This window comes from Streptomyces sp. NBC_01006 (genome assembly GCF_045162725.1).
In the GTDB taxonomy this organism is placed as follows: domain Bacteria; phylum Actinomycetota; class Actinomycetes; order Streptomycetales; family Streptomycetaceae; genus Streptomyces.
Map to the genome: position 1 here is coordinate 3,075,707 of NZ_CP108700.1, position 24,733 is coordinate 3,100,439.

The following is a 24,733-nucleotide window of genomic DNA, read 5'->3' on the forward strand; positions in this document are numbered from 1 at the left end:
GAAGGGGGAAGAGCCGCCATGCCGACCTGCCCGAACGGGCACCAGTCCGCCTCCGACGACTGGTGCGAGGTCTGCGGCCACCGCATGGCTGCCGCCGCGGGCGCGCCCGCGGCGCCCTCCTACGGCTACGGCTACCCTCCCAGCGCCGGTGAGCCGACCGCCCAGGCCGAGCTCTGCCCGCAGTGCCGGACCCCGCGCGAGGCCATGGCCCCGTTCTGCGAGGAGTGCCGGTACAACTTCCTGACGCGCTCGGCGACCTCGTACACGCCGCTCACCCCGCCGGGCACGGACGCGGGAGCCGCGGGCGGGAACGGCACCGGGGCCACCCCGCCGCCTCCGCCGCCGCCTCCCGCGCCGCAGATGCCCGCCTCGGCGCCATTCTCCCAGGACCACTTCGAGTACCAGGGCTCCCGGCCGTCCCGGGTCAACCGGCCGGCCGAGCCGCTGCAGCGCGAGGACGACTGGCTGCTGCCGCCGCCGTCGCAGGGCCATCAGCAGCCGCAGCAGCCGCAGTACCCGCAGCAGCCCCCGCCGCCGCTCCGGGAGTACCAGCAGCCGGAGTACCAGCAGCAGCCGCACGAGTACCAGCAGGCGCCGCAGGCCCAGCAGCAGCACCAGCCCCAGCAGCCGTTCCGGCCCCAGAGCACCGGCGCGTGGAGCGCGACGATCGGCCCCGACCGCTCGTACTTCATGGCGATGATGCAGCGCAGCGGCCCCGAGGCGGCCGGGCTCAACCTGCCCGCGTACTCCCCGGAGCAGCATCTTCCGCTTTCTGGCGGCCAGATCACCATCGGCCGCCGCCGCGCCTCCACGGGCGAGTCCCCGGACATCGACCTGTCGGTGCCCCCGGAGGACCCGGGCGTCTCCCACCAGCACGCGGTGCTCGTCCAGCAGCCCGACCTCAGCTGGGCGGTCGTGGACCAGAACTCCACCAACGGCACCACCATCAACGGCGGCGAGGAGCCGATCCAGCCCTACGTCCCGGTGCCCCTCACCGACGGCGACCGGGTCCACGTGGGCGCCTGGACCACGATCACCATCCGCCGGGGTTAGCCGGCGGAGGTCATACCTGCCTCACTCCCCCAGAGGCCATACGTACGGGCCCTGGGGGTCGTCGAGCCAGGCCCACTGCCCCTCCGCGCTGACCGTCACCCCGAACCGCTCGCGGCCCGGCCGGCCCTCGCCGCGCCACAGGTCCAGGGCCTCGCGCGCGTGCAGCGCGCCCGCCGTCAGTACGAGCATGAACTGGAACCGCTCGTTCTCCACCAGCTCGTACGGGAGCCCGTACGGCATCCCGGGCGCGGTCGGCGAGGCCGTGGCCCCGCGCAGCCGGACGAAGTACGCCGAGGTGTGCTGGAAGCGGCCCTCCGCGAATTCGGCGTCCCGGACCGTCAGCGCGATCAGCCCGGTCGACAGCGGGGCCAGGATCCGCGCCCCGGGCCGGCACTGGCCGAGCCAGGCGTGCGGGATCAGCGGGAGCGTGCAGGTCACCAGGATCCGGTCGAAGGGGGCCCTGGAGGGGCAGCCGCGCGCCCCGTCCCCGGTGACCACGGTCGGCCGGAGGCCGAGCAGGGCCAGGTGCGCCCGGGCGGACTCGGTGATCTCCTCGTCCAGGTCGATCGTGGTGACGTGCTCCTCGCCGAGCCGATGGCTGAGCAGTGCGGCGGTGTAGCCGGTGCCTGTACCGATCTCCAGCACGTCGTCCCCGTCGCGGACGTCCAGCGACTCCAGCATCTTCGCCATCAGGGACGGCTGGCTGCTGGAGGAGACAAGCTCGCCGTCGCGCAGCCGGGTGGCGAGCGGGGCGTCCGTGTAGACCCCGCGCAGCCAGCGGGCCCGGTGGGCCGGGTCCGGGTCCTCGCCCCAGAGCCGCTCGTGGCCGGCCCCGCGGCCGGTGAAGAAGTACGGGACGAAGAGGTGCCGGGGCACCGCCGCGAAGGCGGCCCGCCAGGCGGGATCCTCCAGTACCCCGGCGGCGGTCAGCTCCCGCACCTGCGCGGCGTGGGCAGTGTCCCGCAGGTCCCGCGCCTCGGCGTGCGGGGCGTGCGGGGAGCGTCCGGGACGTGCGGAGTGAGCGGCGTGTGCACCCATGGCTCCACTGTCCTGCGACCGGGCCCGGGAGGCGAACGGTGGTCCTAAGACCTCCGTCCTCCGTCCGGGCGTCTGAGACGATGGTCGGGTGAATGAGATTCCGCGGGGCACGGTTCAGGAGCAGACGTTCTACGAGCAGGTGGGCGGCGAGGAGACGTTCCGCCGTCTGGTGCGGCGCTTCTACCAGGGGGTCGCGCAGGACCCGCTGCTGCGCCCCATGTACCCGGAGGAGGACCTCGGCCCGGCCGAGGAGCGGTTCGCCCTGTTCCTGATGCAGTACTGGGGAGGCCCGAACACGTACAGCGAGAACCGCGGCCACCCGCGCCTGCGGATGCGGCACGCCCCGTTCCAGGTGGACGCGGCGGCGCACGACGCCTGGCTGGGCCACATGCGCGTGGCGGTGGACGAGCTGGGCCTGGCGCCGGAGCTGGAGGCGCAGCTGTGGCGGTACCTGACGTACGCCGCCGCCTCGATGATCAACACTGCGGGATAGCCCGTACGAGGTCCGGTACGAGGTCCCGTACGCGGAACCCCTACCGGAGGGGCGGGCCCGCGCCGGGCCGGACTAGACCGGCCGGACCTGGAGGGCGCCCAGGCCCCCGACGCCGCCGGGGCGGCGCATAGCGATCGAGCCGTACGGGGTGCGCAGCCGCAGCCAGCCGCCGGAGGCGAGCAGGGCCACCGGGTCGGGGGCGGCGCCGGGGGCGCCTACACCGCTCGCCACGGCCGACCGGACCGGCCGCAGGAAGCCCAGGGACTGCGCGGCGTGCACGGCGCGCAGCGGGAGCTCGGTGTCGCCCAGCGTCCTGGACCAGATCTCGCGGCCGATGCGGTCCCGCTCGGACCGGGTCCGGTGCTGCGGGGGCAGGGCCTCGTCACGGGCCCGGAACTCGGCGACGGAGGCGCTCACGGCGGCCCGTATCGCCTCGGGGCCGGGCAGCCCGGGCAGCTGCCGCCAGCCGCCGCGGGGCGGGAGCACCCCGGTCCACGGGGGGCCGGTGACCGGCGCGGGGACGGCTGTGCTCGCGGCGGCCTCGTCCACGGATTCCAGCAGCTCGCCGGCGGACACCGTCACGTCCAGCGGGCGGGAGACGGGTACGGCGAGGCGCACCGTGCGGACGGCCAGCACCTCGAAGGAGGCCGGCCGTCCGAAAACGGCGAGCGCGCCGCCGCCCGCCTGCGCCTGCAGGCGGACCGCGGCGGCGCGGTCGTAGTGCACCAGCCGGCCCAGGAAGGCGGCGAGGTCCGCCGCCTCCCCGGAGTCGGCGAAGCGCAACTGCTCGGTCATGCCGCCAGGCGCCCTTCGGCGGCCTTGGCCTTGCCGGCCGGCCGGGCCGGCTCGTCGAGGTACTCCTGGAGGAAGCCCCTCTCCTCGGCCGTGATGCGGCGGGGCCGCCCCTCGGCGAGGTTGTACGGCACGACCACCGTCTCGGCGCGCACGTACACCGTCTCGGGCGCGTCCTCGGTCGCCTCGTCCTTGACCTCGTAGCGGATGGTCAGGGACGCGGCGCCGATCCGGGTCACCCAGGACTCGATGAGGACGGGCTCGTGACGGTGGACGAGGGGCAGCTTGTAGTCGATCTCGTGGCGGGCCACGACGGAGCCGCCCGTGAAGGACTCGCTGCCCTCCCCCGGCGCGAGGCGGAACATGAAGTCGATCCGCGCCTCCTCCAGATAGCGGAGGAAGACGACGTTGTTGACGTGCCCGAAGGCATCCATGTCCGCCCAGCGCAGGGGGCACCGGTAGTGGTGTCTGGCCATGGTTCCGGCCTCAGCCTCGCGTGAGCTTCTTGTAGGTGGCACGGTGCGGACGGGCCGCGTCCGGGCCGAGACGCTCGATCTTGTTCTTCTCGTAGGACTCGAAGTTGCCTTCGAACCAGTACCACTTGGACTCGCCCTCGTACGCCAGGATGTGCGTGGCGACTCGGTCGAGGAACCAGCGGTCGTGGGAGATGACCACGGCCGCGCCCGGGAATTCGAGGAGCGCGTTCTCGAGCGAGGACAGGGTCTCGACGTCGAGGTCGTTGGTGGGCTCGTCGAGGAGCAGCAGGTTGCCGCCCTCCTTGAGCGTCAGCGCCAGGTTGAGGCGGTTGCGCTCACCACCGGACAGGACGCCGGCCGGCTTCTGCTGGTCGGGGCCCTTGAAGCCGAAGGCGCTGACGTAGGCGCGCGACGGCATCTCGACCTGGCCGACGTTGATGTAGTCCAGCTCGTCCGACACGACCGCCCAGAGGGTCTTCTTGGGGTCGATGTTGGCGCGGGACTGGTCGACGTAGCTGATCTTGACGGTCTCGCCGACCTTGACGGAGCCGGCGTCCGGCGCCTCCAGGCCCTGGAGCATCTTGAAGAGCGTGGTCTTGCCGGCGCCGTTGGGGCCGATGATGCCGACGATGCCGTTGCGCGGCAGCGTGAAGGACAGGTCGTCGATGAGGACCTTGTCGCCGAACGCCTTGGAGAGGTTGTTGACCTCGACCACGATCGAGCCCAGACGCGGGCCCGGCGGGATCTGGATCTCCTCGAAGTCCAGCTTGCGCATCTTGTCCGCCTCGGCCGCCATCTCCTCGTAGCGGGCGAGACGGGCCTTGGACTTGGTCTGGCGGCCCTTGGCGTTGGAGCGGACCCACTCCAGCTCTTCCTTGAGGCGCTTCTGGCGCTTCTCGTCCTTGCGGCCCTCGACCTTCAGGCGCGCCTGCTTCTTCTCCAGGTAGGTGGAGTAGTTGCCCTCGTAGGCGATCGCCCGGCCGCGGTCGAGTTCGAGGATCCACTCGGCGACGTTGTTCAGGAAGTAGCGGTCGTGGGTGACGGCGATGACGCAGCCCGCGTACTTGGAGAGGTGCTGCTCCAGCCAGTTCACCGACTCGGCGTCGAGGTGGTTGGTGGGCTCGTCGAGGAGGAGCAGGTCCGGGGCCTCGATCAGCAGCTTGCACAGCGCCACGCGGCGCTTCTCGCCACCGGAGAGGTTGGTGACCGGCCAGTCGCCGGGCGGGCAGCCCAGCGCGTCCATGGCCTGCTCCAGCTGGGCGTCCAGGTCCCAGGCGTTGGAGTGGTCGAGGTCCTCCTGGAGCTTGCCCATCTCGTCCATGAGGGCGTCGGTGTACTCGACGCCCATCAGCTCGGCGACCTCGTTGAAGCGCTTGAGCTTCTTCATGGTGTCGGCGGCGCCGTCCTGGACGTTCTCCAGGACGGTCTTGGACTCGTCGAGCTTGGGCTCCTGCATGAGGATGCCGACGGTGTAGCCGGGCGACAGGAAGGCGTCACCGTTGGACGGCTGCTCCAGGCCCGCCATGATCTTCAGAACGGTGGACTTACCGGCGCCGTTGGGGCCGACCACACCGATCTTCGCGCCGGGCAGGAAGTTCAAGGAGACGTCATCAAGAATCACCTTGTCGCCGTGCGCCTTGCGCGTCTTGCGCATGGTGTAGATGAACTCAGCCAAGAGAAACCGTCCGGCAGATCGATGGTGGGCAGATACACCCCATCTTGCCAGTCGTCTACACCTACGGGCGAATGGGTAGCTCGGCCCCCGCACGCCCGGACGGTTCCCGAGGGGCTCCCGGGGGGCTTCCGCCAGGACTCCGTGACGACCGGGTCACCGTCGGCCACGCGGCCGGCCGAGCGGCGGGATCCATCAGCGCAGGCGGAGGGTGCCCGGGCCCTGGTTCTCGATGATCTCCGTGAGGATGCCGAACAGGGTCGGACCCCGGCCGCTGCGCGCCTGCGCGAGCTCCTCGGCTACTCGGGCCCGGTTCGTGGGGTGGCAGCGCGCCAGCACGCCCTCCAGGTGGCGGGCCGTCTCCGGGTGGCCGAGAGCCCGGCAGGACAGCTCGTGGCCCCGCCACTCGATCACGAAGCCGCCGCCGTCAGGGGTCCCGAAGCCGCCCCGGAGGCAGTCGACGAAGCTGTCGAGATTCCGGCCGAAGTAGCCCCCGGGGCCGTTGACGGCTTCACCCATCAGCGTCCAGAAGTCGTCCAGCGTCCCGATCCGGCCGCCGTCCAGCACGTAGGTCGTCATGCTGCCCGAGCCTAGGTCGTACCGTCGGGGGCGGTGGGTCAACGGGGGCGGTAGACCGTCAGGGCGTCCGGGAGGGTGTCGAGGACGAGGGCGGGCGGGGCGGGGGTGTATTCGCCGTCGTACGCGAGCGGGGTACCCGGCGGGATGTCGCCGATGCGGAGACTGCGCAGGCGGGTGGCCGTGTGGACGGGGGAACGGCTCAGCGGACCCGTGAACGCGGCGGCGAGCAGGCGCGGGCCGGGGCGGCCGCCGCCGTGGACGAGACGGACGTCGAGCAGGCCCTCGCCGAGGCTGTCACGGCGACGGGGGGTCGCTCCGGTGCCGTGGTACGTGCCGTTGCCGGCGAAGAGGAGCCAGACGCTCCGGGGCCGCCCGGCCAGCCGGAGCCGTACGGGGCGCTCCGCGCGCAGGACCCTCCACGCGGCCAGCAGCGCGGCGGGGCCGCCGCCGATCCGCGGCGCCCAGTGCAGGCGGTGGCGCAGCAGCTCGGGGTAGGCGCCGATGCTGAAGGTGTTCAGGAAGTACCCGGAGCTGCCGTCCTCGGGGTCCGGGCCGGGGGTGAAGCGGCCCGCGCTGACCCGGACCGCGCTGCCGGCGGCGACGGCGCGGCAGGTGTCCTCGGCTCCGCCCAGGCCGAGGTCCAGCGCGAAGTGGTTGAGCGTGCCGCCGGGGAACACGGCGAGCGGCACCCCGGCCCGCAGCGCGGCGGTGGCGGCCGCGTTGACCGTGCCGTCGCCGCCGCACACCCCGAGCACGGTGGACCGGGCGGCCGCCGCCGCCAGCTGCGCGGGCAGCTCCGGGCCCTCGCACTCGACCACCTCGGCCTTGGGCAGCCGGGCGTGCAGTACGTCGAGCCCCGCGGCGGCGGCAGTGCCGGACCCGGTGTTGACCACGACGGTGAGCCCGGCCCCGTCCGGCAGCGCGGGCGCCTCAGTGGCCGTCCGCTCGTCGCCGGGAACGACCCGCGCTTCCTCCGCGCCGCGGGCGAGGCGGCGTACGACGAGACCGGCGGCCACGCCCAGCGCCGCCCCGGCGGCCACGTCGGACGGGTAGTGGACCCCCGTGTACACGCGGGAGAACGCCACCGACGCCGCCACCGGGGCCAGTGCCGCGCCCCAGCCCGGTGCTCCCAGCGCCAGGCCGGTGGTGAACGCGAACGCAGACGCCGAGTGACCGGACGGGAACGAGGTGGTCGACGGCTGCGTCACGAGCCGCCGCACCTCGGGCACCCCCTCCAGCAGCGGCCGGGGCCGGCGTACGGACCATTTGCCGACGGTGTTCACGGTCGCCGAGGCCAGCGCCAGCGACGCGGCTCCGCACATCGCCGCCCTACGGGCCCGGGTCGAGCCGAGGACCGCGATCGCCGCGGCGGCCCCGCCCCACAGCACCCCGTGGTTTGCGGCCCGCCCCAGCCTCGGCAGCACCCGGTCGCCCGCCGGCCAGTGCCGCCGGGCCACCCCGTCGAACAGTGCCCGGTCCCACCGTGCGGCGGCGCCCCGCCAGGTCAACTCCTGATCAGCCATCTCCGTCGTCTACCCACGCCTCCGCGTCGAAACCAGCACGAACCACCGAGCGAGCTCATGGCCGACATGCCGCCACCCATGGGCCCCGCCCCCCAGGGGATGCGGACGCCCCTACGCTTCGTCCTCCTCGTCGAGCGGGCGCTTGCGCAGGAGCAGGACCACCAGCCCGCCCAGGACCACCAGGCCCACCGCCAGCGAGGCGATGATCGGGGTCGCGGCCGAGCTGCCGCTGGTGGCCAGGCGCTCCTCGTCCGGGCTGGACTCCGACGAAGCCGCGGCTGCGGCCGCGGCCGCCGAGGCCGAGGCCTGCGTCACCGCCGGCCCGTCGCCCGTGGTGCCGGTCTGCGCGACGACCACCGGCTGCGGCCAGACCGCGCTCGCCGTGGCCGCCAGGGCGGACTCGCTGGAGCCGGCCACGATCTGGGTCTGGCTCGGCACCTCACTGGTGAAGACCCGCCCGACCGGCACCTTCGTGGAGCCCTGGACGGTGACCGACGCCGAGCCGTCCGGGGTGCCGGCGGGCACCTCGAAGTACAGCCGGCTCCCGTTCGCCGCGGTGGTGACCGGTCGCCCCTCGGCGTCCACCACCCGCACCCCCATCGCCGCGGCCGCCGCGTCCGGGGTGACCGTCACTCTGTGCGCCCCCGTCCGTACGGTGACCGGCCCGAGGCGGGTGCCCACCGGCCCCGACACGCTCCCGGGATCCAGTCCCAGCGAGGCCGGCGGCTCCGGCAGCTTGCCCGCCGAGCGCTGGAGGTAGTCGGCCAGCTTCTCCGCCGCCGGGTCGGCGGCCTCCACCTGCGCCCCGTCCGCCAGCCGCCAGATCGCGACCTGCGTCCCGGCCGCCGCGCTCTCCGCGGTCAGAGCCCCGGCCCCGGCCGCCTTCGCCAGTCCGGCGAGATCGTTCAGCTGCGGATACGAGTGCTCCAGGACCCAGCGGATCCGGCCCGCCTCCCCGTTCTCGGCGAGCGGGCTGCCGCTCCAGCCGCTCTCCGCGTACCGGGCCTGCGGCTGGGCGTTGCCCGCCACTCCGACCCCGTAGGTCTGGAGCATCCCGCCGCCGTCGACCCGCATCTCGTACAGCCCGGCCGGAATCTGCCGGACCGACCCGTCTTTGGCATGTAGGACCGCCTGCCCGTACGTCTTCAGCCCGTCCAGCACGGCGCTCGCGCCCTCCGGCGTCCGGGGCGCGGGCGTCCCGGAGTCGGCGGCCGCCCGCGCGCCCGGGGCTGCGGCCAATGCCGCGGCCAGCAGCGCCGCCGCCAGCGGCCGCCGCGCAGAGGCCCGTACGCCTGCCACCCCAGCCACTGGCGCGGCTGGCGTGGCAGGCGTGGCAGGCGTAACGGCACCGGCAGGTGGTTCGGAAGCGACGGAAGGCCTAACGCACGGCGTATCGGAAGGAGTAGCGGAAGGACCAAGCGAAGAAGGAGCGGAATCAGGAGCGGAGGATGCGGGAACGGCAATCGACACAGTCTTCCCCTTCGGGCCAATGACCCAGGTGCCCGTGAGTACCGGGGAATCCTAACCGCCTCGAACACTCAGACCACCGCCGCCTTCTGAGTGGCCATCAGTGGCGGGTCCGCCTTGACGACCCGGCGGAACGCCGCCGTCCCCCGGTTCAGGTCGTGCCCGATGGCCGTCGCGTCGATATCCGCGGAGAACCACCGGTTGCCCTCCCCGTCGGGCGGATCGTCCCGCACCCGCAGCCGCCCGTGCACCACCAGCGGCTCTCCCACCGCGACGGAACCGGCCAGGTTCACCGCGAGCGCGCGCCGCGCCCACACCGTGTAGAAGCTGGTGGGCCCGTCCGTCCACACGTCCTTGCGCCGGTCGAAATACCGTGGCGTCACGGCGAACCGGAACCGCGCCGACGGCCCGGTCACCGTCTCCTTGTAGTCGATCTGCGTGGCCACATAGCCGACCAGTGTCACCAGGGTGTCGTTCATCCCGGCGGCCCTCCCCCACATCCGTACCCGCACGGACCGTCCGCACGAGGTACGACCCATGCTGGCGCGAGCCCCCGAATCCCGCTCCGGCCTGTGGATTACTCGCGGGTTGTGGACAACTTCGTCCCCCCTGCGGCCACGGTCGCGTACTGCTCGCGCACCTCCCGGTAGCGCAGCAGCTCCGCCGCCACCGGCTCCAGCACCCGGGCCCGCCCGCAGCCGGCCGCCGCCTGCCGCAGCCGCCGCTCCGCGTCCTGCCCGTACCGTCTCGCCGGGCCCCGGGCCGCGATCGAGCAGGCCCACTCCACCAGCGGCCCGCCGACGATGCCCGCCACCATCAACAGCACCGGCGGCATCAGACGCGGCTCCAGGACCCCGACGATCTGCCCGACCAGCCACAGGCCGCCGTAGATCTGCAGCAGCGTCATCGCCGCCTGCGCCAGCACCGCCGCCGGCCACCACGTCGGCCGCGGCGGCCTGGCGCTGGGCACCGTGACCGCCGACCCCAGCGTCACCGCGATCTCGTCCAGCGCCTCCGGGAGCTGCTCGGCTCCGCGCACCGCGGTCTCCCGTACCGCCTGTTCCCAGGCGTCGGGCAGCCCGTCGGCCGCCGCGTCGGCCACCGCCCGTACGGCCTGCTCCACCCGCTGGCGCGCGGTCACCTCCTCCTCGGCCGGCGCCTCCGCGCCCACCTGGCCCCGGCTGCCGCCGATCACCGCGAGGGCGGCCAGCCCGGCCAGTGTGTGCGGGGCGCGCCGGCCCTCGTACCACCGCCACAGCCGAAGCCACGGCGTGCCGCAGGCCTTCCCTGCATTGCGCCGCCAGGCCCGTTCGGCGGCGAGCCCGGCCGCGTACGCCCCGACGGCCTCCGCGAGCCGGTCCTCGAACTCGGCGCGCGCCTCCTCCCCGATCTCCGGCGACGGATGGCCGTCGGCCACGTACAGCGGGCGCAGGCGCCCGGCGGCCCGGTCGACATCGGCGGAGATCCTGCGGGTCGCGGCGCCCTTCTCCTGGGTGAATTGTGCGAGGAGGTCGCGGAGTTCCCCGACGCCCTCGCCGGTCAGCGCGGACAGCCCGAGGACGGTGGCGCCGGGCTCGTCGTGCTCGCCGAGCGCGATGCCGTCGTCGTCGAGCAGCCGCCGCAGGTCGTCCAGTACGAGGTCGGCCGACTCTCCGGGCAGCCGGTCCACCTGGTTCAGCACCACGAACGTCACCTCGGCGTGCCCGGCCAGCGGCCGCAGGTACCGCTCGTGCAGCACGGCATCGGCGTACTTCTCCGGGTCGACCACCCACACCACCGCGTCGACCAGGGCGAGCACCCGGTCCACGTGGTCGCGGTGGGCGCCGACCGCGGAGTCCAGGTCCGGCAGGTCCACCAGGACCATCCCGCGCAGCGCCCCGGCCTCGGAGGTCTCGCGCGGCCGGCGGCGCAGCCGGCCCGGGATCTCCAGGCGGTCGAGCAGCCCGGCCGCGCCGTCGGACCAGCTGCACGCGATGGGCGCGGCGGTCGTCGGCCTGCGCAGCCCCGTCTCGGAAATCTGTACTCCGGCGAGGGAATTGAAGAGCGTGGACTTGCCGCTTCCGGTGGCTCCGGCGATCGCGACGACCGTGTGCTGCGGCGACAGCCCGCGCCGCGCCGCCGCTTCGTCGAGCACCCGGCCGGCCTCGGCGAGGGTCTTGCCGTCGAGCCGGGTCCGTGAGAGCCCGACCAGCTGGCGCAGCGCTTCGAGGCGGGTGCGCAGGGCCTGTCCTTCGGGGCTGAGCGGCGGCGAGGGCGCCTTGCCCCCGTCGTTTCCGGCGCCGGAGACGGCACGGATGAGCGCGTCGTCGCTCCCGTCGCCTCCGTCGTCCCCGTCGCCGCGGTCCTCGACGTCGACACCGACGCCGGCGCCCGCGCCCGGGCCCGGGCGGCGCGAACGTGCGATGAATCCGTCGTCCCAGCGGTCTTCGGTGCGGTCGCGGTCGGTCAGAGCGGTCACCGCGTCACCTCTCCTTCTGCAGTAGGGACAGCGCGGCGATCAGCTCGGCCTGCGGTTCCGGCGTCACTTCGAGCGCCTCCAGCGGGGCCAGCCGGCGGTCCCGTTCGGCGCGCAGCACCTGCTCCAGGTGCTCGGCGACCAGTTCGCCGCCCCGGTCGCGCAGTCGTACGGCGGCCTGTACGCCGATCCGCTCGGCGAGCTTCTCCCCGGCGGGCCGGGCCCGTTTGCCGCCGAGGAGGGCCGCGACGAGGAGGGCGGCGACCCCGTCCGGGTCGGGTGCGGGCTGCTTGTCGAGCCGGGCGACCTCTTCCTCTGCGAGTTCCTCCAGTACGCGCCGCCAGTGCCGTACGGCCATGCCGATACGTTCCGCCGCCTCCCGGTCGGGCGCGGGCAACTGCACCGCCCCGGCGGCCGGCTCGCGCCGCCAGGCCTGGGCGATCCGCTCGTCGGCGGCGGCCACGGCGCACTGGAGCAGCGCGGCGAGCGACTCGGCGAGCGAGTCGAGCAGTTCGTCGGCGCTCGTGTCGAGGGGGTAGCCGCGCCACCGCGTCAGCGCGTCCCCGGCCAGCACGGCGCCCTGGTCGAGGCGGCCCCGGACCCGCTTGCCCTCCCGCTTGTAGGCGTCCTCGACGGCCGATGTCAGCCGTACGGCGGCGGCGTGCTGGGCGGCGACGGCGGATGCCAGCTCCGGCATGCGGCGCCCGAGGGAGTCGAGCGCGCCGAGCGCGGTCCGCCCGACGGCGTACTGGCGGGCGGCGGGGTCCTGCGCGTGGTGGGCGAGCCACGCGAAGAGCGGGGCGACGGCGCTGGCGGGCAGCAGCCCGCCCCCGCCGGCCGACTCGGGCAGCTCGGGCACCGTGAAGCGCGGTACGTCGCCCAGCCCGGCCCGGGTGAGCAGGGCCCCGTACTGGCGCGAGACCTCGGCGAGCACCTGGTGCGGGACCCGGTCGAGGACGATGCTGAGGGTGGCCTTGTACTGCTTGGCGGTGCGCAGCAGGTGCCAGGGGACGGCGTCGGCGTACCGCGAGGCGGTGGTGACCATGACCCAGATGTCGGCGGCGCAGATGAGCTGCGCGGCGAGCGTCCGGTTCTCGACCACGAGGGAGTCGATGTCGGGGGCGTCGAGGATGGCGAGTCCGCGCGGGAGGCCGGCGACGGTCTCGATGCGCAGTTCACGGGTGGCGGCGGAGTTCCCGGATCCGCGGGGGGAGCCGCGGTGGGGTCCGGGGAGGGGGTCGTCCTCGCCTGGCGGGGCCCAGACCCGCATCAGGTCGGGGAGCACCCGCATGCCGGCGAACCAGTGATGGTCATCCGGATGGCAGACGAGTACGGGGATGCGGGTGGTGGGCCGCAGGACGCCGGCCTCACTCACTTGGCGTCCCACGAGGGAGTTGACGAGAGTGGACTTACCGGCCCCGGTGGACCCGCCGACGACGGCGAGCATCGGCGCCTCGGGCGCCTTCAGCCGGGGTACGAGGTAGTCGTCGAGCTGCGCGAGCAGCTCGGCTCTGGTCTGGCGGGCGCGCGGGGCGCCGGGCAGGGGCAGCGGCAGACGCACGGACGCGACCCGGTCGCGCAGGGCGGACAGGGCATCGAGCAGCTGAGGCCGAACATCCAAGGTCACCACATGCGAAGAATGCCCAATTTGGGACCATTTTTGAAGCTTATACGCCCTCTGCGCGCCGATCGCGAGTCCGGTGAGACCTTTCGGGCACACCGGACGAGTGGGACTCAGGCATAACGAGTGCACAACACCAGGGGCGCCGCGGCGCAAAAGCGGTGCGAGAATCGCACCCGCCTGCGATTATCGGGACCGCTTCACCGAACCTCCACATCGTGGCACGCGGGTGAAGCAACCAGGACAAGGCGGCCGGAGCCCTATCCTTGACCCGGTCCGGACGAGAGTCCCACCCCCACCCCGGGGCTCCAGGCCACCACGGCCACCTTCCGGCCCCCGTAGCTCAGTGGATAGAGCAGGTGCCTTCTAAGCACTTGGCCGCAGGTTCGAGTCCTGCCGGGGGCACTCTCCACGTCCCACCCGAGCCCTCCCCTCAGGAGAGGGCTTTCGTGCAGGTCAGGGGTCCTTGGGGCAGACCCCCTAGCCGAAGCGGCCCTGGACGTAGTCCGATGTGCGGGGGTCCGTCGGGGTGGAGAACATCGCCTCCGTCGGGCCGTGTTCGACGATGTGGCCCGGGGTGCCCTGTTCCGCGAGGAAGAAGGCGCACTGGTCCGAGACGCGGGCCGCCTGCTGCATGTTGTGCGTGACGATCACGATGGTGACCTCCTCGGCCAGCTCCCGGATCGTCTCCTCGATGCGGCGCGTGGAGGTGGGGTCGAGCGCCGAGCAGGGCTCGTCCATCAGCAGGATCTGCGGACGTACCGCCAGGGAGCGGGCGATGCACAGGCGCTGCTGCTGGCCGCCCGAGAGGGCTCCGCCCGGCTGGCGGAGGCGGTCGCGGACCTCCTTCCACAGCCCGGCCTTGGTCAGGCATTCCTCCACCAGGTCGTCCTTCGTCCGGCTGCTCGCACGGATTCCCGTCAGCTTCAGGCCCGCCGTGACGTTGTCGTACACCGACATCGCCGGGAACGGGTTCGGCTTCTGGAAGACCATGCCGATCCGGCGGCGGGCGTCGGTGAGGCGGCGGCCGCGGGCGTAGATGTCCTCGCCGTCCAGCAGCACCTCCCCGGCCAGTTCGGCGCCCGGGATCAGCTCGTGCATCCGGTTCAGGATGCGCAGGAACGTGGACTTGCCGCAGCCCGAGGGGCCGATCAGCGCCGTCACCCGGCCGCCGGGCATCGTCAGCGAGACCCGATTGAGGACCTTGCGGCCGCCGAACCAGGCCGAGATGTCCCGGGCGTCGAGGGAGGAGGATCCCGCGGTCGCGGACACGGCGGGGAGTTCGATGGTCTGGGACATCAGGGCCTCGTTCACAGGAGGTTGGGCAGGAGGAGAGCGGCCTGGTCGGCGGCGTCGAGACCGAGGGCGGCCAGTACGGGGACCCCGACCAGCCAGGTGTGCCCGCGGCCCCAGCGGACCCGGGCCCAGGCCAGTGCGGCGGCGGCGAGCAGCAGCGCCTGCCCCCACAGGACCAGCGGCAGCCAGGCGGAGGCCTGACCCGCCATCGGCGCCTCGGCGGCGGGGAGCCGCCCCGGCATGCGCCCGCCGGACTGCTGCGGGGGCGAGACGAGTTCGGCGTCGACCTGGAGGACACCGCCGGGCATGTACGGGGTCCCGCTCGCGGTCATCAAGGTCAGCCGGCCCGCACCCGCGGGCAGCTTGACGGGCTTCGGGTCGCCGGCGCGGCGGACGCCCAGCACCCGGTACTCGTGCTCCCCCTGGCCGGTCGTGACGGTGAGGGTCTCGCCCCGCTCCAGGTCGCCGATGTGCCCGAACGGGCCGCCGTACCCGGCCTGGCGGCCCATCAGGATGCTGGTGCCGGGCTGGCCGGGCAGCACCGTGTCGCGGCGGTGGCCGGGCCCCGAGGCCAGGGTTTCGGCGGAGGTCCCTTCCAGGACGACCTCCTTGACCCCGATCTGCGGGATCGTGATCAGCGCGACCGGGGTGCCCGGGTCGGTGGGCCCCACCGGGGCCGTGGCGTTGGCGAGCCGGTCGCGCAGCTGCGCGTACGCGACCCGGCGGTCCCGTTCGTGGCGGAGGTGGCCGAGGGGGCCCACCTCGGCGACGAAGCCGAGCAGCAGGGCCCCGAGGATGGCCAGGGCGGCGCCGGTGGCCCACAGGCCCGGCCCCGCCGGCGCGGTCTTGGCGGCTGCGGCGGCGGGGACGGGCGCGGGGTCGGGCTGCACGTCCACCGGCGGGGCGGAGGTGACGGTCATGTTCTGTGCTCCGCCGGTCAGTTGCCCGGGAAGGTCAGCAGGCCGCGACGGCGGGCCCACCACACCGCGAGGCCGCCGGCGGCGACCAGGCCGGCGCCGAGCATGCCGACGGTGGCGGCGTCGGCGCCGGTGTTGGCGAGGCCGCCCTTGCCGCCGGAGCCGGAGGAGGCGGCGCCGGCCGAGACGTTGGTGGAGACGCCGACGCTGTCACCGCCCGTGCCCGAAGTGCCGCCCGTCGGGCTGCCGCTGGGCGAGGGGGACGCGGAGGTGGAGCCCGACGGGCTCGGGGAGGTCGAGTCCGAGGCGGTCGGGCTGGGCGTCGTGCCCGGCGTGGCGGTGGGGGTCGGGGTGGGCGTGGGTGTGGGCGTCGGGGTGGGAGTCGGCGTGGGAGTCGGCGTCGGCGTGGGGTTCGGCTTCGTCGGGTCCGTCGCTTGGTACGCGGTGTTCGAGGTGAACCAGAGCGAGCCGGTGAAGTCCCCGTACGTCTCGGTGCCGAAGGCCTTGCGGCACACCACCGTCAGGTCGTAGCGCCCCTCCAGCGTGCTGAAGCCCGCCTCGTTCGCGTAGTCGCGCATGGTCATCGTCAGCGGGACCACGATCCCGCCCGACGGGGCCTGCCCGTACGTGGAGATGGGCGAGTTGCCGACCACGTTCTTGCCATCGGCCGGGAATCCCTTGCCGGTCACCTTCACCAGGATGTTGGTGGAGGGCGCCTGGCAGGCCGCCGAGGTGGTCAGGTCGATGCTGGTGGTGTCCGTGCCGGTGGCCGGGTTGACCTGCGCCGTCCCCGTCGGGGCGGCGTGGGCCGCCGTGGGCAGGGCCGCCACCGCGAGGGCGGCGACGGCCGCGGACGCGGCGGCGAGGCCTGCCGCGGTCCGCCGGGTGGGGCGTATGAACTGCACGATGGACTCCTTCTTGGCGTTCTTGGCGTTCTTGGCGTTCTTCGAGTTCTCGGAGGTGACGGACGTGGCGGAGGTCGTGGAGCCGGTACGCCGGCGCGCGGACACCGCGGCCGCGGCCCGGGCCAGGCGCCCCCGGCGCCAGGCCCACAGCCCGCCGCCCGCGACCAGGACGATCAGCGCGAGCAGCGTCCACGGGACCGTCCACAGCGACACCGAGCGGGTCAGGGACGGGAGTTTGGGGTCCACGCCCTCGCGGGCGGCGACGGGCTGGACGGAGACGACGGCCGAGGAGCGCACCACCGGCGCCACCCCCTTCGCCGTCGCCGTGACGGTCAACCGGCTGCCGGGCAGCAGGTCGCCGAGGTCCTTGAGGCCGCCTGCGGTGACGGAGGTGCCGAGCACGCTGTTGATCCGTACGGCCTGCTTGGCGCCGAGCCGGACGTTGCCGGTGTTGCGCAGGGTGTACGTGACGGTCGCCGAGCCGGTGCCGAAGGGGTTGGCGGTGCCCGCGTACGAGGCGGTGACGTCCTGCACGTCCAGGCGCGGGGTCAGGGTGCCGGCGGCGCGGATGTAGACGCGAGCGCCGACCCGCTGGTCGAGCTTGACCTTGTTCCCCTGGGCGTCCTCGCCGCCTGCGGCCAGCGAGGCGACGATGCCGCCGGTGTGGTCGCCGGGGGTGACGTCGCGGGGCACGCTCACGCTGAACGGCACGATGACGTTGCTCTTCGGAGCCACCGTGACCTTGTCCTTCTCCAGCTTGATCCAGCTGCCGGCGTCCTTCGGGGCCTGCCCGGCCGGCAGCAGGTCGAAGCCGCCGTCGACGGTGTTGACGGCGTCGCTCGCGTAGACGGCGACGGTCAGCGGCTGGTCGCCGTAGTTCCAGACGGCGATCTGGTCGCGCAGGCCGGCTCCGCCGGTGGCCCCGTACGAGAAGTGCGGCCGGGCGTCCGGCTCCTTGGGCCCGGCCGGCTGCACCCCGAACGTGGACTTCCGGTCCTCCGTGACCGAAGCGGGCGAGGCAACGGCGGCCTCGGCCGCCCGCGCCGCCCCGCCCGGTACGAGGAGCAGCGCGGACACCAGGGCGAGCAGCAGGGCAGCAGCAGCGGCGGCGGTCGGGGATCCCGGGCGGCGCCGGGCGGCAGGGGCGGTGGGAGTCATGGCGCAGGCGTCCGATCCGGGGTGAAGGAAGATCCAGGCGTCAGGGGCGGGGCGGAACGTTCCGCGGGGAAGGGCAGCGGCCCGTTCCGCCCCGGGGCTCACAGCTGGATCAGATGGCGGTGAGCGTGAGGGTCGCGGAGTACGTGCCGGCCACCGTGGAGGTCGGGACGTTCAGCGCGAGGTCGGCGCCGAAGTGCGCGGTGCCGAGGCCGGTGCCGTTCGCGAGGGTGCGGGCGGACTTGAGGCCCGCCGTGCCCGCGTCGCCGGCGGCCGCGCCGTGCGCCGCCGCGACGGCCGAGCCGGCCGTGACGGTCTGCGCGGGCGCCTTGTCGACGAGCTTCGGGGCCCAGCCGAGGTTCTGGCCGTTGATGGCGTGGGTGGCGCCGTCGGAGAAGTCGGAGACCTGGCCGCTGACGGTCCAGCCCGGGTTTCCGGCGCGGGTGTCGGTGAGGGTGACCGGGTTGATGGACCCGGCGGTGGTCAGCAGGTCGCCATCACCGTTGAGTACCGGCGAGGGCAGCGTGACCTGCGGGTTGGCGACGCTGATGACCAGCGCACCGGCGTTGACGGTGGTGGTGATGGTCTCGGAGGCCGAGACGCCGGCGAACGCGCCGACCACGTACGGGATCGCACCCGAGTCGGAGCCGGTGAAGGCGCCCGCGTCGGTCGGCACGAACACGGCCGCGAAGGAGTGGTTGCCCACCGCCAGGCTGCTGGTGGTGAGGGTGGCGGAGCCGTTCGCGACCGGGACGGTGCCCAGGGTGACGGTGTTGCCGCCGACCGTGTCGGTGAACTTCACGGCGCCGGCCGCGCCCGCGGGCGTGACGGTGCCGGTCAGCGTGACCGGGCTGAACTGCGGGGCCGTGGCGGCCGGGGAGACGGCCAGGGCCGTGGTGGTGGTCTGCGCCGGGACGGCCGCGACCGCGTACGAGACCTTCGCCGAGGTCGAGCCGTTGAAGGAGGCGCTCGCCGGGGTGAAGACGGCGGTCAGGTCGTGCGTGCCGGCACCGAGGTTGCTCGTGGTCAGCGCGGCGGTGCCGGCGTTGACGGTGACCGGGGTGCCGAGGTTGTTCGCGCCGTCCTTGAACTGGACCGTGCCGCCCGCGCCGCCCGGGGTGACGGTGGCGGTGAGGGTGACCGGGGTGCCCGCCTGGGCGGGGCCGGCCGGGGTGACCGCGAGCGCGGTGGCGGTGTCGGTCTTCACCGCCGGGTCGGTGTTCTGGTACGTGGTGTTCGAGGTGAACCAGACCGCGCCGGTGTAGTCGCCGAGGCTGGTGCCGTTGAACGCCGTACGGCAGATGACCGTGAAGTCGTACTTGCCCTGGAGGGTGGTGAACCCGGCCTGGCTGGCGTAGTCCCGCATCGTCGAGGTCAGCGGGATGACCATGCCGCCGTTCGGGGCGGTCGGGTAGGTGCTGATCGGCGAGTTGCCGACCACGTTCAGGCCGCTGGCCGGGAAGCCGGAGCCCTCCACCTTCACCAGCACGTTGGTGGCGTTCGCCGGGCAGGCCGCCGAGGTGGTGAACGCGATGCCGGAGGTGTCCGCACCCGTCGCCGGGTTGATGTCGATGGTGCCGATCGGGGCCGCGTACGCGGCGCCCGCGCCGGCCAGACCGGCCGCGAAGGCGGCGGTCACGGCGGCGACACCCAGGGCCATGGCCCGGGCCACTCTGTTGTTCAGCACAGCAGTCTCCGAAGTCAGAAGAACGAAGCGAAGATCGGGGCGAAGAGCGAGGCGAAGATCAATGCGTGGGAATCAGGTGCAGCGGCCGAAGCGGCAGGAGCGGCAGAGATGGCGCTCAGGGGGTCTGCTTGGTGGTGTCGCCGCAGTTCGGGTTGGTGGCGAACCCGTACGTGTTGATCACCGAGGCCTGCTTGCAGATCTCGGAGTTCCCGCCGACGAACACGGTGCTCCACGGCGCCACGGCGACCTTGCTGGTCGGGATCACGTTGTAGACGTCGCGCTTCACACCGAAACCGCTGTTGAGAACGGTGGGCGCCAGGCCGTCGACCGTGCCGAGGATGGCGCGGCCGCGCAGGTCGGCGATCGTCTGCGAGGACTGCGCCTGGTACTGGGCGATGGAGAACGGCACGATCGACTTGTCGTCGAGTACGCGGCCGTCGTGCTCCTGGACGGGCGAGGAGCCCTTCTTGTCCTTGATGCAGGGGTAGACACCCGCGACGACGTCGGCGTCGGTGATGCCCATCGTGGACTCCCAGAAGCTGCGGGTGCCCGAACCGGCCTGCGGCAGGTAGACGGTCATGTCGTAGTTCGGACCGGAGCCCACGTAGCCCGGGTCGCAGTGGTAGATCGCCTTCAGGTCGGCCAGCGCGAGCTTGCGCGGGATCGCCGACCCCGGGGTGATCGCGTAGCTGACGCCGTCGACCGCGAACGGGACGTACGTCAGACCCGGGGCCGCCGCCGCCAGGTTCAGGGAGGAGGAGCGGGCGAAGTCCAGACAGCCGTTGCCCGCCTGGAGGGAGGTCAGCAGCGCGGCACGGCCGGCGCCGCTGCCGTTGGGGCGGGCCATCGTGCAGTTGGCGTTGACCGCCGGGTCCTTGGTGGTGACGTTCGCGGAACCGGTGGCGTCGTACGAGCCGATCACCTTCTGGCCGTTGACGGTGATGGCGGCCGCCAGGCCGTTCATGACGTCCTGGGTGGTGTCGGAACCGACACCGGAGAGCGGCCGGTACTGCGGCGGGCCGGCCGGGTCGGCGAAAGCGATGCTGCCGCCGGCGGCGGTGACCGCGAGGGCGGCTGCGGCGAAGGCGAAGGCGATCTTCTTCTTGTTCACTCGGGATAACCCCTCAGCTAGGCTGCGCCCCGGGTGGTGCCCGGCACGCGTTGGGTGCAGTTCCGTTGGCGCGGACGAATCAGACGGTCGTGTTCGGGCATCACCTCCCTTCGCCGGGCGGGGATGCGGCGGCGCGTCGGCCGCGCAGCGCGAGCAGCCGCGGCAGCCAGCGGGGCAGCAGCGGGCCGGCGAAGGCCGCGAGCGCGCCCAGGATCAGGCAGATCAGCAGCACGTGCCGGATGGCGCCGACCACCCAGCGCGGAGTGACCCCGGCCGCCTCGGCGGCGGCTCCGGTGCCACCGCCCGCGGCGGCTGCCGCCGGGGGCGTGCCGGGTGGGGCCGAGGCGGCGGCGGGCGAAGCGGCGCCGGCCGCGGCGGGTGCCGGGGTGGCTTCGGAGCCGCCGGACGCGGACGTGCCCGCACCGGCCGGGGCGGACCCCGAGTCGCCCCGGGATCCCGCGGTCGTGGCCGACGTACCACCGGAAGTGGCGGATCCGGCGGAGGTTCCGGATGCCGGTTCGGTCGGAGCCGGCTTCTTTCCCGCCTCGTTCTGCACGCGGACCGCGATCCGCCGGGTCTGCGCGCGCAGTTCGTCGGGCAGCGGGGCGTAGCCGTTCGGCAGGGTTCCGGCGGACACGCCCGGGGTCTGGCCCTGGCCGGCCGCGTAGGAGAGGAGGCCCGCGTAGTCCTTGCCCTCCGCCACCGTCAGGTCGGCGGGCACGGTCGCCGCGTATGTGAGCACCGTCAGCGGGTAGGCCGCCGAATCCTTGGCACCCGGATCGGGGGCGCTGACCCCGTCCGCCGCGTCCGTGCCGTCCGCCCCGGGCTTGCGGGCCTTCGCGGCGGCGAGCAGGGCGGCGGGCTCCGGGGCGACGAACCGGCCGCCCGCGTTCAGGAGTTCGGCGCGCACCAGGCCGTACCGGTCGGCGGTCGCCGTGTCGGTGACGGCGAGCACGGCGCGCATGCCGGCCGGCTGCGGCGGGTCCTTCTTGTACGCGGGGGGCGTTGCGGTCGCGTCCCAGGAGGTACGGGCGAGGGTGTCGCCCCGGCTCGCGGCGCGCGCGGCGGCGTGCATGTCCGTGGCGTACGGGTGCTTGTCCTGGATGCAGAGCGGGAAGTTCGGCCGGTCATCGAAGGGCTGGCAGTACGGGTCGCTCTTGGGGAACGTGGACGTCGGCAGGGCGAGGTCCTTGTAGTTCGGGTTGACGGCCGTCCCGGCGTACGAGGGGTCCCCGTGCGCCCCCGTGTTGTCGGGCACGCCGCTCAGGAACTCCCGGGCCGCCGGATCCTGCGCGACCCAGTCCCACAGCTGGCGGGTGGTGTCGGCGAGCGGCTGCGGTACGAGGGCGTCGCCGAGCTTGCCGCCGAAGTCGAGGTCGGCGTAGTCGGGGTTGTAGTGGCGGAACTCCGGGTCGCGGCCCAGGTTCTCCGGGTTCTTCGCGGTGCTGTCGGCGAAGCGGGAGTTGCCGTCGCGGTAGGACTCGGTCAGCAGCTTCGCGACGAGCCTCGGGGTCAGCCGCAGCGAGCCGAGCCGGGCCCCGTTGCGGGCCTTGACCTCGTCGGGCGCGCGGAAGCCGGCCTGGCTCTCGATGAAGAAGCCGATGGTGATCCCGGAGAGCGACACCGGCGCGTACACGGGCTTGCGGGCGGGATCGGGTGCTGCGGCGCGGCCGAGGAAGACCAGGCCTGGTGCGCCGGAGAGCAGTTTGACGCGGGCCGTGTCGTCGGGGACCTGGGCGTAGCCGTAGATGGCCTTGGCGCCGGTCTGGCACAGGGCCGGCTGCCAGCGGGTCACGGCCTCGGCTGCCATCTCGCTGCCGAGGGTGCCGCGTTCCTCGGCGCCGATGGGACAGTAGCTGCCGAGCGGCTCGAAGCCGAGCGGCACCAGGAGGCGGTGCTTCCAGTTGGCCGGGCTGAGCGGGGAGGACTGGAGCTGGCCGCCGGACTGGCCGGTGTACGGGCTCCCGTCGATCTCGGCGGTGCCGCGGGGTACGACGACCAGCCAGCAGCCGCGGCCGGTGGTGCGGCCCTGCGCGTCGCGGACGGCGGATCCGCAGCCGAGCCCGGGGGCCTCGACGGCGGTCTGGGTCTCGAAGTAGACCTCGCCGGTGCCGCGGGCGTTGGTGCGGGCGTACGGGACCTCGTTGGTGCTGTTGACGTCGAAGAACTCGTTCCAGTTGCCCGGGCTGACCGGGTCCGCGTTGACCGTGCGGAACGGCGCGTACGAGATGCCGCTCGGGGTGGCGGGCGGCAGCGGCTGGTGCTCGGAGTCCTGGAGGCCCGCGCCGTAGTTGAGCTGGCGGCTGTTGGTGTAGGCGCCGGCGGCCTGGTTGCCGGCGCCCGCGCCGAGGGCGGAGGAGCCGCCGAACTGGCACTGGTCGGTGGTGGGTCCGGTGGCCGCGTCGCCCCAGCACTGCATGATCTGGAGGTAGTTGGCGGCGTACGCGGTGTCGGAGACGGTCGGGGCGCCGCCGGTCCAGGAGATGCGGACGACCTGGTCGACGAGGTTGCGGGTCTGGCTGACGGTGACCTTGAGGTCGGCGAAGTCGCCGGTGCCGGAGACGGTCGCCGGAGAGCCGCCGTCGGCCGCGTAGGCGGGCTGGGCGCCCGGGCCGATGCTGCCGAGGGTGGCGGCCACGGGGAGCAGGGCCAGGCAGAGGGAGCCGAGGAGGAGGCGGAGGGAGCGAGCGGAGCGGAGGGGGCGGAGGGGGCGTCGCATCACCTTCCGCCTCCCGTACGCCCGCGCCGCGTCAGGTGCTTGGTGAGCAGCGGCGGGCCGATCGTCACGGCCAGCAGGAGCAGCGCGCCGAGCACCATGAGCGCGGTCTGGAGGGTGCCGCCGATGCCGCTCGCGGTGGTGACGGGGACGCCGAACAGGTCGCCGGCTCCGGCCGCGATGGGCTGGCCGGTCTCCGGGTCGATGCCGCCGCCCCCGTCGCCGGCTCCGCCGTCGCCCGCGCCGCCCGCTCCGGAGGCCCCGGCCGCCGCGCCGCCGGCGGCCGCTCCCCCGGATCCGCCGCCGCCGGATCCGGATCCGCCCGCACCGCCCGCGCCCGCCGTGGCGCCCGTACCGCCGTTCGCACCGGAGGCCGAGGCGCCGCCGCTGCCGGATGCGGAACCGGAGCCGCCAGCGCCGTTGCCCGTCTGGGTGGGGGTCTTGTTGCCGCCGGTGCCGGTGTCGCACTGGGTCGCCCCCTTCTTGTCGCACTCGGGGGGCTGCGGGGCGGTCTTGGCGAGGGTGTTGGTGCCGTCGGCGGAGAAGGTGGGGTTCTTGCAGTTCTTGAGGTCGATGTTCTCGGCGCTCACGCCGGGGATGCGGCGGACCTGCTCCAGACCGGCCTGGACGAGGTTGACCGGCAGCGGCGAGTAGCCGAGGCGGTCGACCGAGCGCTGGCCCTCGCAGAGGAAGTAGTAGGCGAAGGCGCCCAGCGCCTTGCCTTTCTGGGGGTTGAAGTTCGCTTCCTGCGCGGTCGGGATGATCATGTAGCTGTAGCTGGAGAGCGGGTAGTTGCGGCGGTCGGTGCGGTCTCCGTAGACCCCTTCGAGCTGCTGGGTGAGGTCGGAGCCGATCTTGGCGTTGGTGAGGGAGACCGCCACGTTCTGGGCGGTGGGCTCGGTGTAGTAGCCCGACTCGTTGAGGATCTTGGCGACGGGGAAGCCGGTCGTGGCCACCGCGTAGGAGTACTCGACGTACGTGATGGTGCCGACGTTGCCCTCCTGGGCGACGTAGCCGGAGACGCCGTTCGAGCCGGACTGGCCGACGAACCCGCGGCCGCCCACGACGGGGTAGTTGGAGGTCTGCCCGCAGGGGGTGGAGCGGCCGGCCTTGGCGCAGTACGCGTCCCAGAGCCCGCCGTGCTGCTTGGCCAGCCAGTTGGTCAGCTGGGCGGTCGTGCCGGAGCCGTCGGAGCGGACCACCGGGACGATCTTGCGGGCGGGGAGGACGGAGGCGAGGGCCGGGTTGTCGGCCTTGATGGCCGGGTCGTTCCAGGCGGTGATGGTGCCTGTGAAGATCTTGGCGACGACGTCCCCGGAGAGCCGCAGGTTGGTGACCCGCCGGTTGCCGATCTTGAGGTTGTACATGAAGGCCGTGCCGCCCGCGACGATCGGCATGTAGCTGAACTTCCGCGAGGGCGCCGGGTCCACGACCCCGGAGTCCTTGATGCCGTACGGGATCTCGGAGACGGCGAAGTCCACGGTGCCGTTGCGGAACTGGTTGCGGCCGTCGGACGATCCCGTGCCGCTGTAGTTGACGGTCATGCCGTACTGCTTGACGTTGGCGCGCCACTGGTCGAGGGCGTTCTGGCTCCAGGTGGAGCCGGCGCCGGAGACCGGTACGTAGCTTTCGGCGACGGCGGGCGCGGCGCCCGGCAGCACGGCCGCGACGGCGGCGAGGAGCAGGGCGAGCGCGCGGACGAGCACGCGCGCCGGGGCGCGTACGGGGCGGGCCGGGGGGCGTCCGGGCATCGGAACTCTCCTGATCAGGGACATGT

19 protein-coding genes and 1 tRNA gene are annotated in these 24,733 nt (G+C 73.5%); 3 read left to right on the forward strand and 17 right to left on the reverse strand.

All coding sequences use genetic code 11. From position 1 onward, the window contains the following. Positions 1-18: 18 nt before the first annotated feature. A complete protein-coding gene (locus OG509_RS13945; RefSeq protein ID WP_406182897.1) occupies positions 19-1,053 on the forward strand; it encodes an FHA domain-containing protein in 1,035 nt (344 codons plus the stop codon). A gap of 21 nt (positions 1,054-1,074) precedes the next feature. On the opposite strand, the gene OG509_RS13950 is transcribed toward OG509_RS13945, so the two are convergent. Further along, positions 1,075-2,091 (reverse strand): methyltransferase domain-containing protein, encoded by a 1,017-nt coding sequence (locus tag OG509_RS13950; RefSeq protein ID WP_406182899.1) that lies wholly within the window; start codon positions 2,089-2,091, stop codon positions 1,075-1,077. An 88-nt stretch (positions 2,092-2,179) separates the two neighbouring features. On the opposite strand from OG509_RS13950, the gene OG509_RS13955 reads away from it, so the two are divergent. After that, positions 2,180-2,584, forward strand: coding sequence for a globin (locus OG509_RS13955; protein ID WP_385577597.1), 405 nt, complete (start codon positions 2,180-2,182; stop codon positions 2,582-2,584). A 72-nt stretch (positions 2,585-2,656) separates the two neighbouring features. Here OG509_RS13955 and OG509_RS13960 read toward each other — a convergent pair whose 3' ends face one another. From OG509_RS13960 to OG509_RS14000, 9 genes are all read right to left on the reverse strand, one after another. Next, positions 2,657-3,379 (reverse strand): hypothetical protein, encoded by a 723-nt coding sequence (locus OG509_RS13960; RefSeq protein WP_385577600.1) that lies wholly within the window; start codon positions 3,377-3,379, stop codon positions 2,657-2,659. Further along, positions 3,376-3,852, reverse strand: coding sequence for an acyl-CoA thioesterase (locus tag OG509_RS13965; RefSeq protein WP_406182900.1), 477 nt, complete (start codon positions 3,850-3,852; stop codon positions 3,376-3,378). Before OG509_RS13965 ends, OG509_RS13960 begins: the two co-directional genes overlap by 4 nt. 10 nt (positions 3,853-3,862) lie before the next feature. Next, positions 3,863-5,527 (reverse strand): energy-dependent translational throttle protein EttA, encoded by a 1,665-nt coding sequence (gene ettA, locus OG509_RS13970; protein ID WP_406182901.1) that lies wholly within the window; start codon positions 5,525-5,527, stop codon positions 3,863-3,865. A gap of 192 nt (positions 5,528-5,719) precedes the next feature. Continuing rightward, positions 5,720-6,103 (reverse strand): barstar family protein, encoded by a 384-nt coding sequence (locus OG509_RS13975; protein WP_406182902.1) that lies wholly within the window; start codon positions 6,101-6,103, stop codon positions 5,720-5,722. Positions 6,104-6,141: 38 nt separating this feature from the next. Continuing rightward, positions 6,142-7,626, reverse strand: coding sequence for a bifunctional phosphatase PAP2/diacylglycerol kinase family protein (locus OG509_RS13980; RefSeq protein WP_406182903.1), 1,485 nt, complete (start codon positions 7,624-7,626; stop codon positions 6,142-6,144). Between the two features lie 111 nt (positions 7,627-7,737). Continuing rightward, on the reverse strand, positions 7,738-8,934 hold the full coding sequence (locus OG509_RS13985; protein WP_406182904.1) for a thioester domain-containing protein: 1,197 nt from the start codon (positions 8,932-8,934) through the stop codon (positions 7,738-7,740). A 230-nt stretch (positions 8,935-9,164) separates the two neighbouring features. After that, positions 9,165-9,572, reverse strand: a complete 408-nt coding sequence (locus OG509_RS13990; RefSeq protein WP_385577617.1) for a single-stranded DNA-binding protein — start codon at positions 9,570-9,572, stop codon at positions 9,165-9,167. Positions 9,573-9,670: 98 nt separating this feature from the next. Next, the gene (locus OG509_RS13995) at positions 9,671-11,551 is read right to left on the reverse strand and encodes a GTPase (RefSeq protein WP_406182905.1); all 1,881 of its coding nucleotides are present in this window, start codon (positions 11,549-11,551) and stop codon (positions 9,671-9,673) included. Positions 11,552-11,555: 4 nt separating this feature from the next. Then, positions 11,556-13,169 carry an ATP-binding protein gene (locus OG509_RS14000; RefSeq protein WP_406182906.1) on the reverse strand — a complete coding sequence of 538 codons (1,614 nt, stop codon included), beginning with the start codon at positions 13,167-13,169 and terminating at the stop codon, positions 11,556-11,558. Positions 13,170-13,501: 332 nt separating this feature from the next. Between OG509_RS14000 and OG509_RS14005 the strand changes: the two genes are divergently transcribed. Continuing rightward, positions 13,502-13,574: transfer RNA gene (locus OG509_RS14005), tRNA-Arg, on the forward strand. Between the two features lie 75 nt (positions 13,575-13,649). Here OG509_RS14005 and OG509_RS14010 read toward each other — a convergent pair. The 7 genes from OG509_RS14010 to pstS all read right to left on the reverse strand — a co-directional run bounded on the left by OG509_RS14010 (position 13,650) and on the right by pstS (position 24,707). Next, complete coding sequence (locus OG509_RS14010) at positions 13,650-14,468, reverse strand: phosphate ABC transporter ATP-binding protein (RefSeq protein ID WP_406182907.1); 819 nt, start codon at positions 14,466-14,468, stop codon at positions 13,650-13,652. A gap of 11 nt (positions 14,469-14,479) precedes the next feature. After that, positions 14,480-15,385: a sortase gene (locus OG509_RS14015; protein WP_406182908.1), complete on the reverse strand. Its 906-nt coding sequence runs from the start codon at positions 15,383-15,385 to the stop codon at positions 14,480-14,482. Positions 15,386-15,402: 17 nt separating this feature from the next. After that, positions 15,403-17,445 carry a WxL protein peptidoglycan domain-containing protein gene (locus OG509_RS14020; protein WP_406182909.1) on the reverse strand — a complete coding sequence of 681 codons (2,043 nt, stop codon included), beginning with the start codon at positions 17,443-17,445 and terminating at the stop codon, positions 15,403-15,405. A 109-nt stretch (positions 17,446-17,554) separates the two neighbouring features. Beyond that, the gene (locus OG509_RS14025; protein WP_406182910.1) at positions 17,555-19,129 is read right to left on the reverse strand and encodes an Ig-like domain repeat protein; all 1,575 of its coding nucleotides are present in this window, start codon (positions 19,127-19,129) and stop codon (positions 17,555-17,557) included. Between the two features lie 115 nt (positions 19,130-19,244). Continuing rightward, positions 19,245-20,240: a hypothetical protein gene (locus OG509_RS14030; protein WP_406182911.1), complete on the reverse strand. Its 996-nt coding sequence runs from the start codon at positions 20,238-20,240 to the stop codon at positions 19,245-19,247. 100 nt (positions 20,241-20,340) lie between these two features. Continuing rightward, a complete protein-coding gene (locus tag OG509_RS14035) occupies positions 20,341-22,959 on the reverse strand; it encodes a hypothetical protein (protein ID WP_406182912.1) in 2,619 nt (872 codons plus the stop codon). Continuing rightward, positions 22,959-24,707, reverse strand: coding sequence for a phosphate ABC transporter substrate-binding protein PstS (pstS, locus tag OG509_RS14040; protein ID WP_406182913.1), 1,749 nt, complete (start codon positions 24,705-24,707; stop codon positions 22,959-22,961). The genes OG509_RS14035 and pstS overlap by 1 nt, the downstream gene beginning before the upstream one ends. Positions 24,708-24,733: the final 26 nt, after the last annotated feature.

Excerpts from the sequence above, each read along its gene's own strand:
- OG509_RS14035 (WP_406182912.1), bottom strand. The coding sequence starts at position 22,959 with ATGCGACGCCCCCTCCGCCCCCTCCGCTCCGCTCGCTCCCTCCGCCTC.
- OG509_RS13990 (WP_385577617.1), bottom strand. The coding sequence starts at position 9,572 with ATGAACGACACCCTGGTGACACTGGTCGGCTATGTGGCCACGCAGATC.
- OG509_RS13975 (WP_406182902.1), bottom strand. The coding sequence starts at position 6,103 with ATGACGACCTACGTGCTGGACGGCGGCCGGATCGGGACGCTGGACGAC.
- OG509_RS13965 (WP_406182900.1), bottom strand. The coding sequence starts at position 3,852 with ATGGCCAGACACCACTACCGGTGCCCCCTGCGCTGGGCGGACATGGAT.
- OG509_RS13945 (WP_406182897.1), top strand. The coding sequence starts at position 19 with ATGCCGACCTGCCCGAACGGGCACCAGTCCGCCTCCGACGACTGGTGC.
- pstS (WP_406182913.1), bottom strand. The coding sequence starts at position 24,707 with ATGCCCGGACGCCCCCCGGCCCGCCCCGTACGCGCCCCGGCGCGCGTG.
- OG509_RS14015 (WP_406182908.1), bottom strand. The coding sequence starts at position 15,385 with ATGACCGTCACCTCCGCCCCGCCGGTGGACGTGCAGCCCGACCCCGCG.
- OG509_RS13960 (WP_385577600.1), bottom strand. The coding sequence starts at position 3,379 with ATGACCGAGCAGTTGCGCTTCGCCGACTCCGGGGAGGCGGCGGACCTC.
- OG509_RS13980 (WP_406182903.1), bottom strand. The coding sequence starts at position 7,626 with ATGGCTGATCAGGAGTTGACCTGGCGGGGCGCCGCCGCACGGTGGGAC.
- OG509_RS14020 (WP_406182909.1), bottom strand. The coding sequence starts at position 17,445 with ATGACTCCCACCGCCCCTGCCGCCCGGCGCCGCCCGGGATCCCCGACC.
- OG509_RS13950 (WP_406182899.1), bottom strand. The coding sequence starts at position 2,091 with ATGGGTGCACACGCCGCTCACTCCGCACGTCCCGGACGCTCCCCGCAC.
- OG509_RS14010 (WP_406182907.1), bottom strand. The coding sequence starts at position 14,468 with ATGTCCCAGACCATCGAACTCCCCGCCGTGTCCGCGACCGCGGGATCC.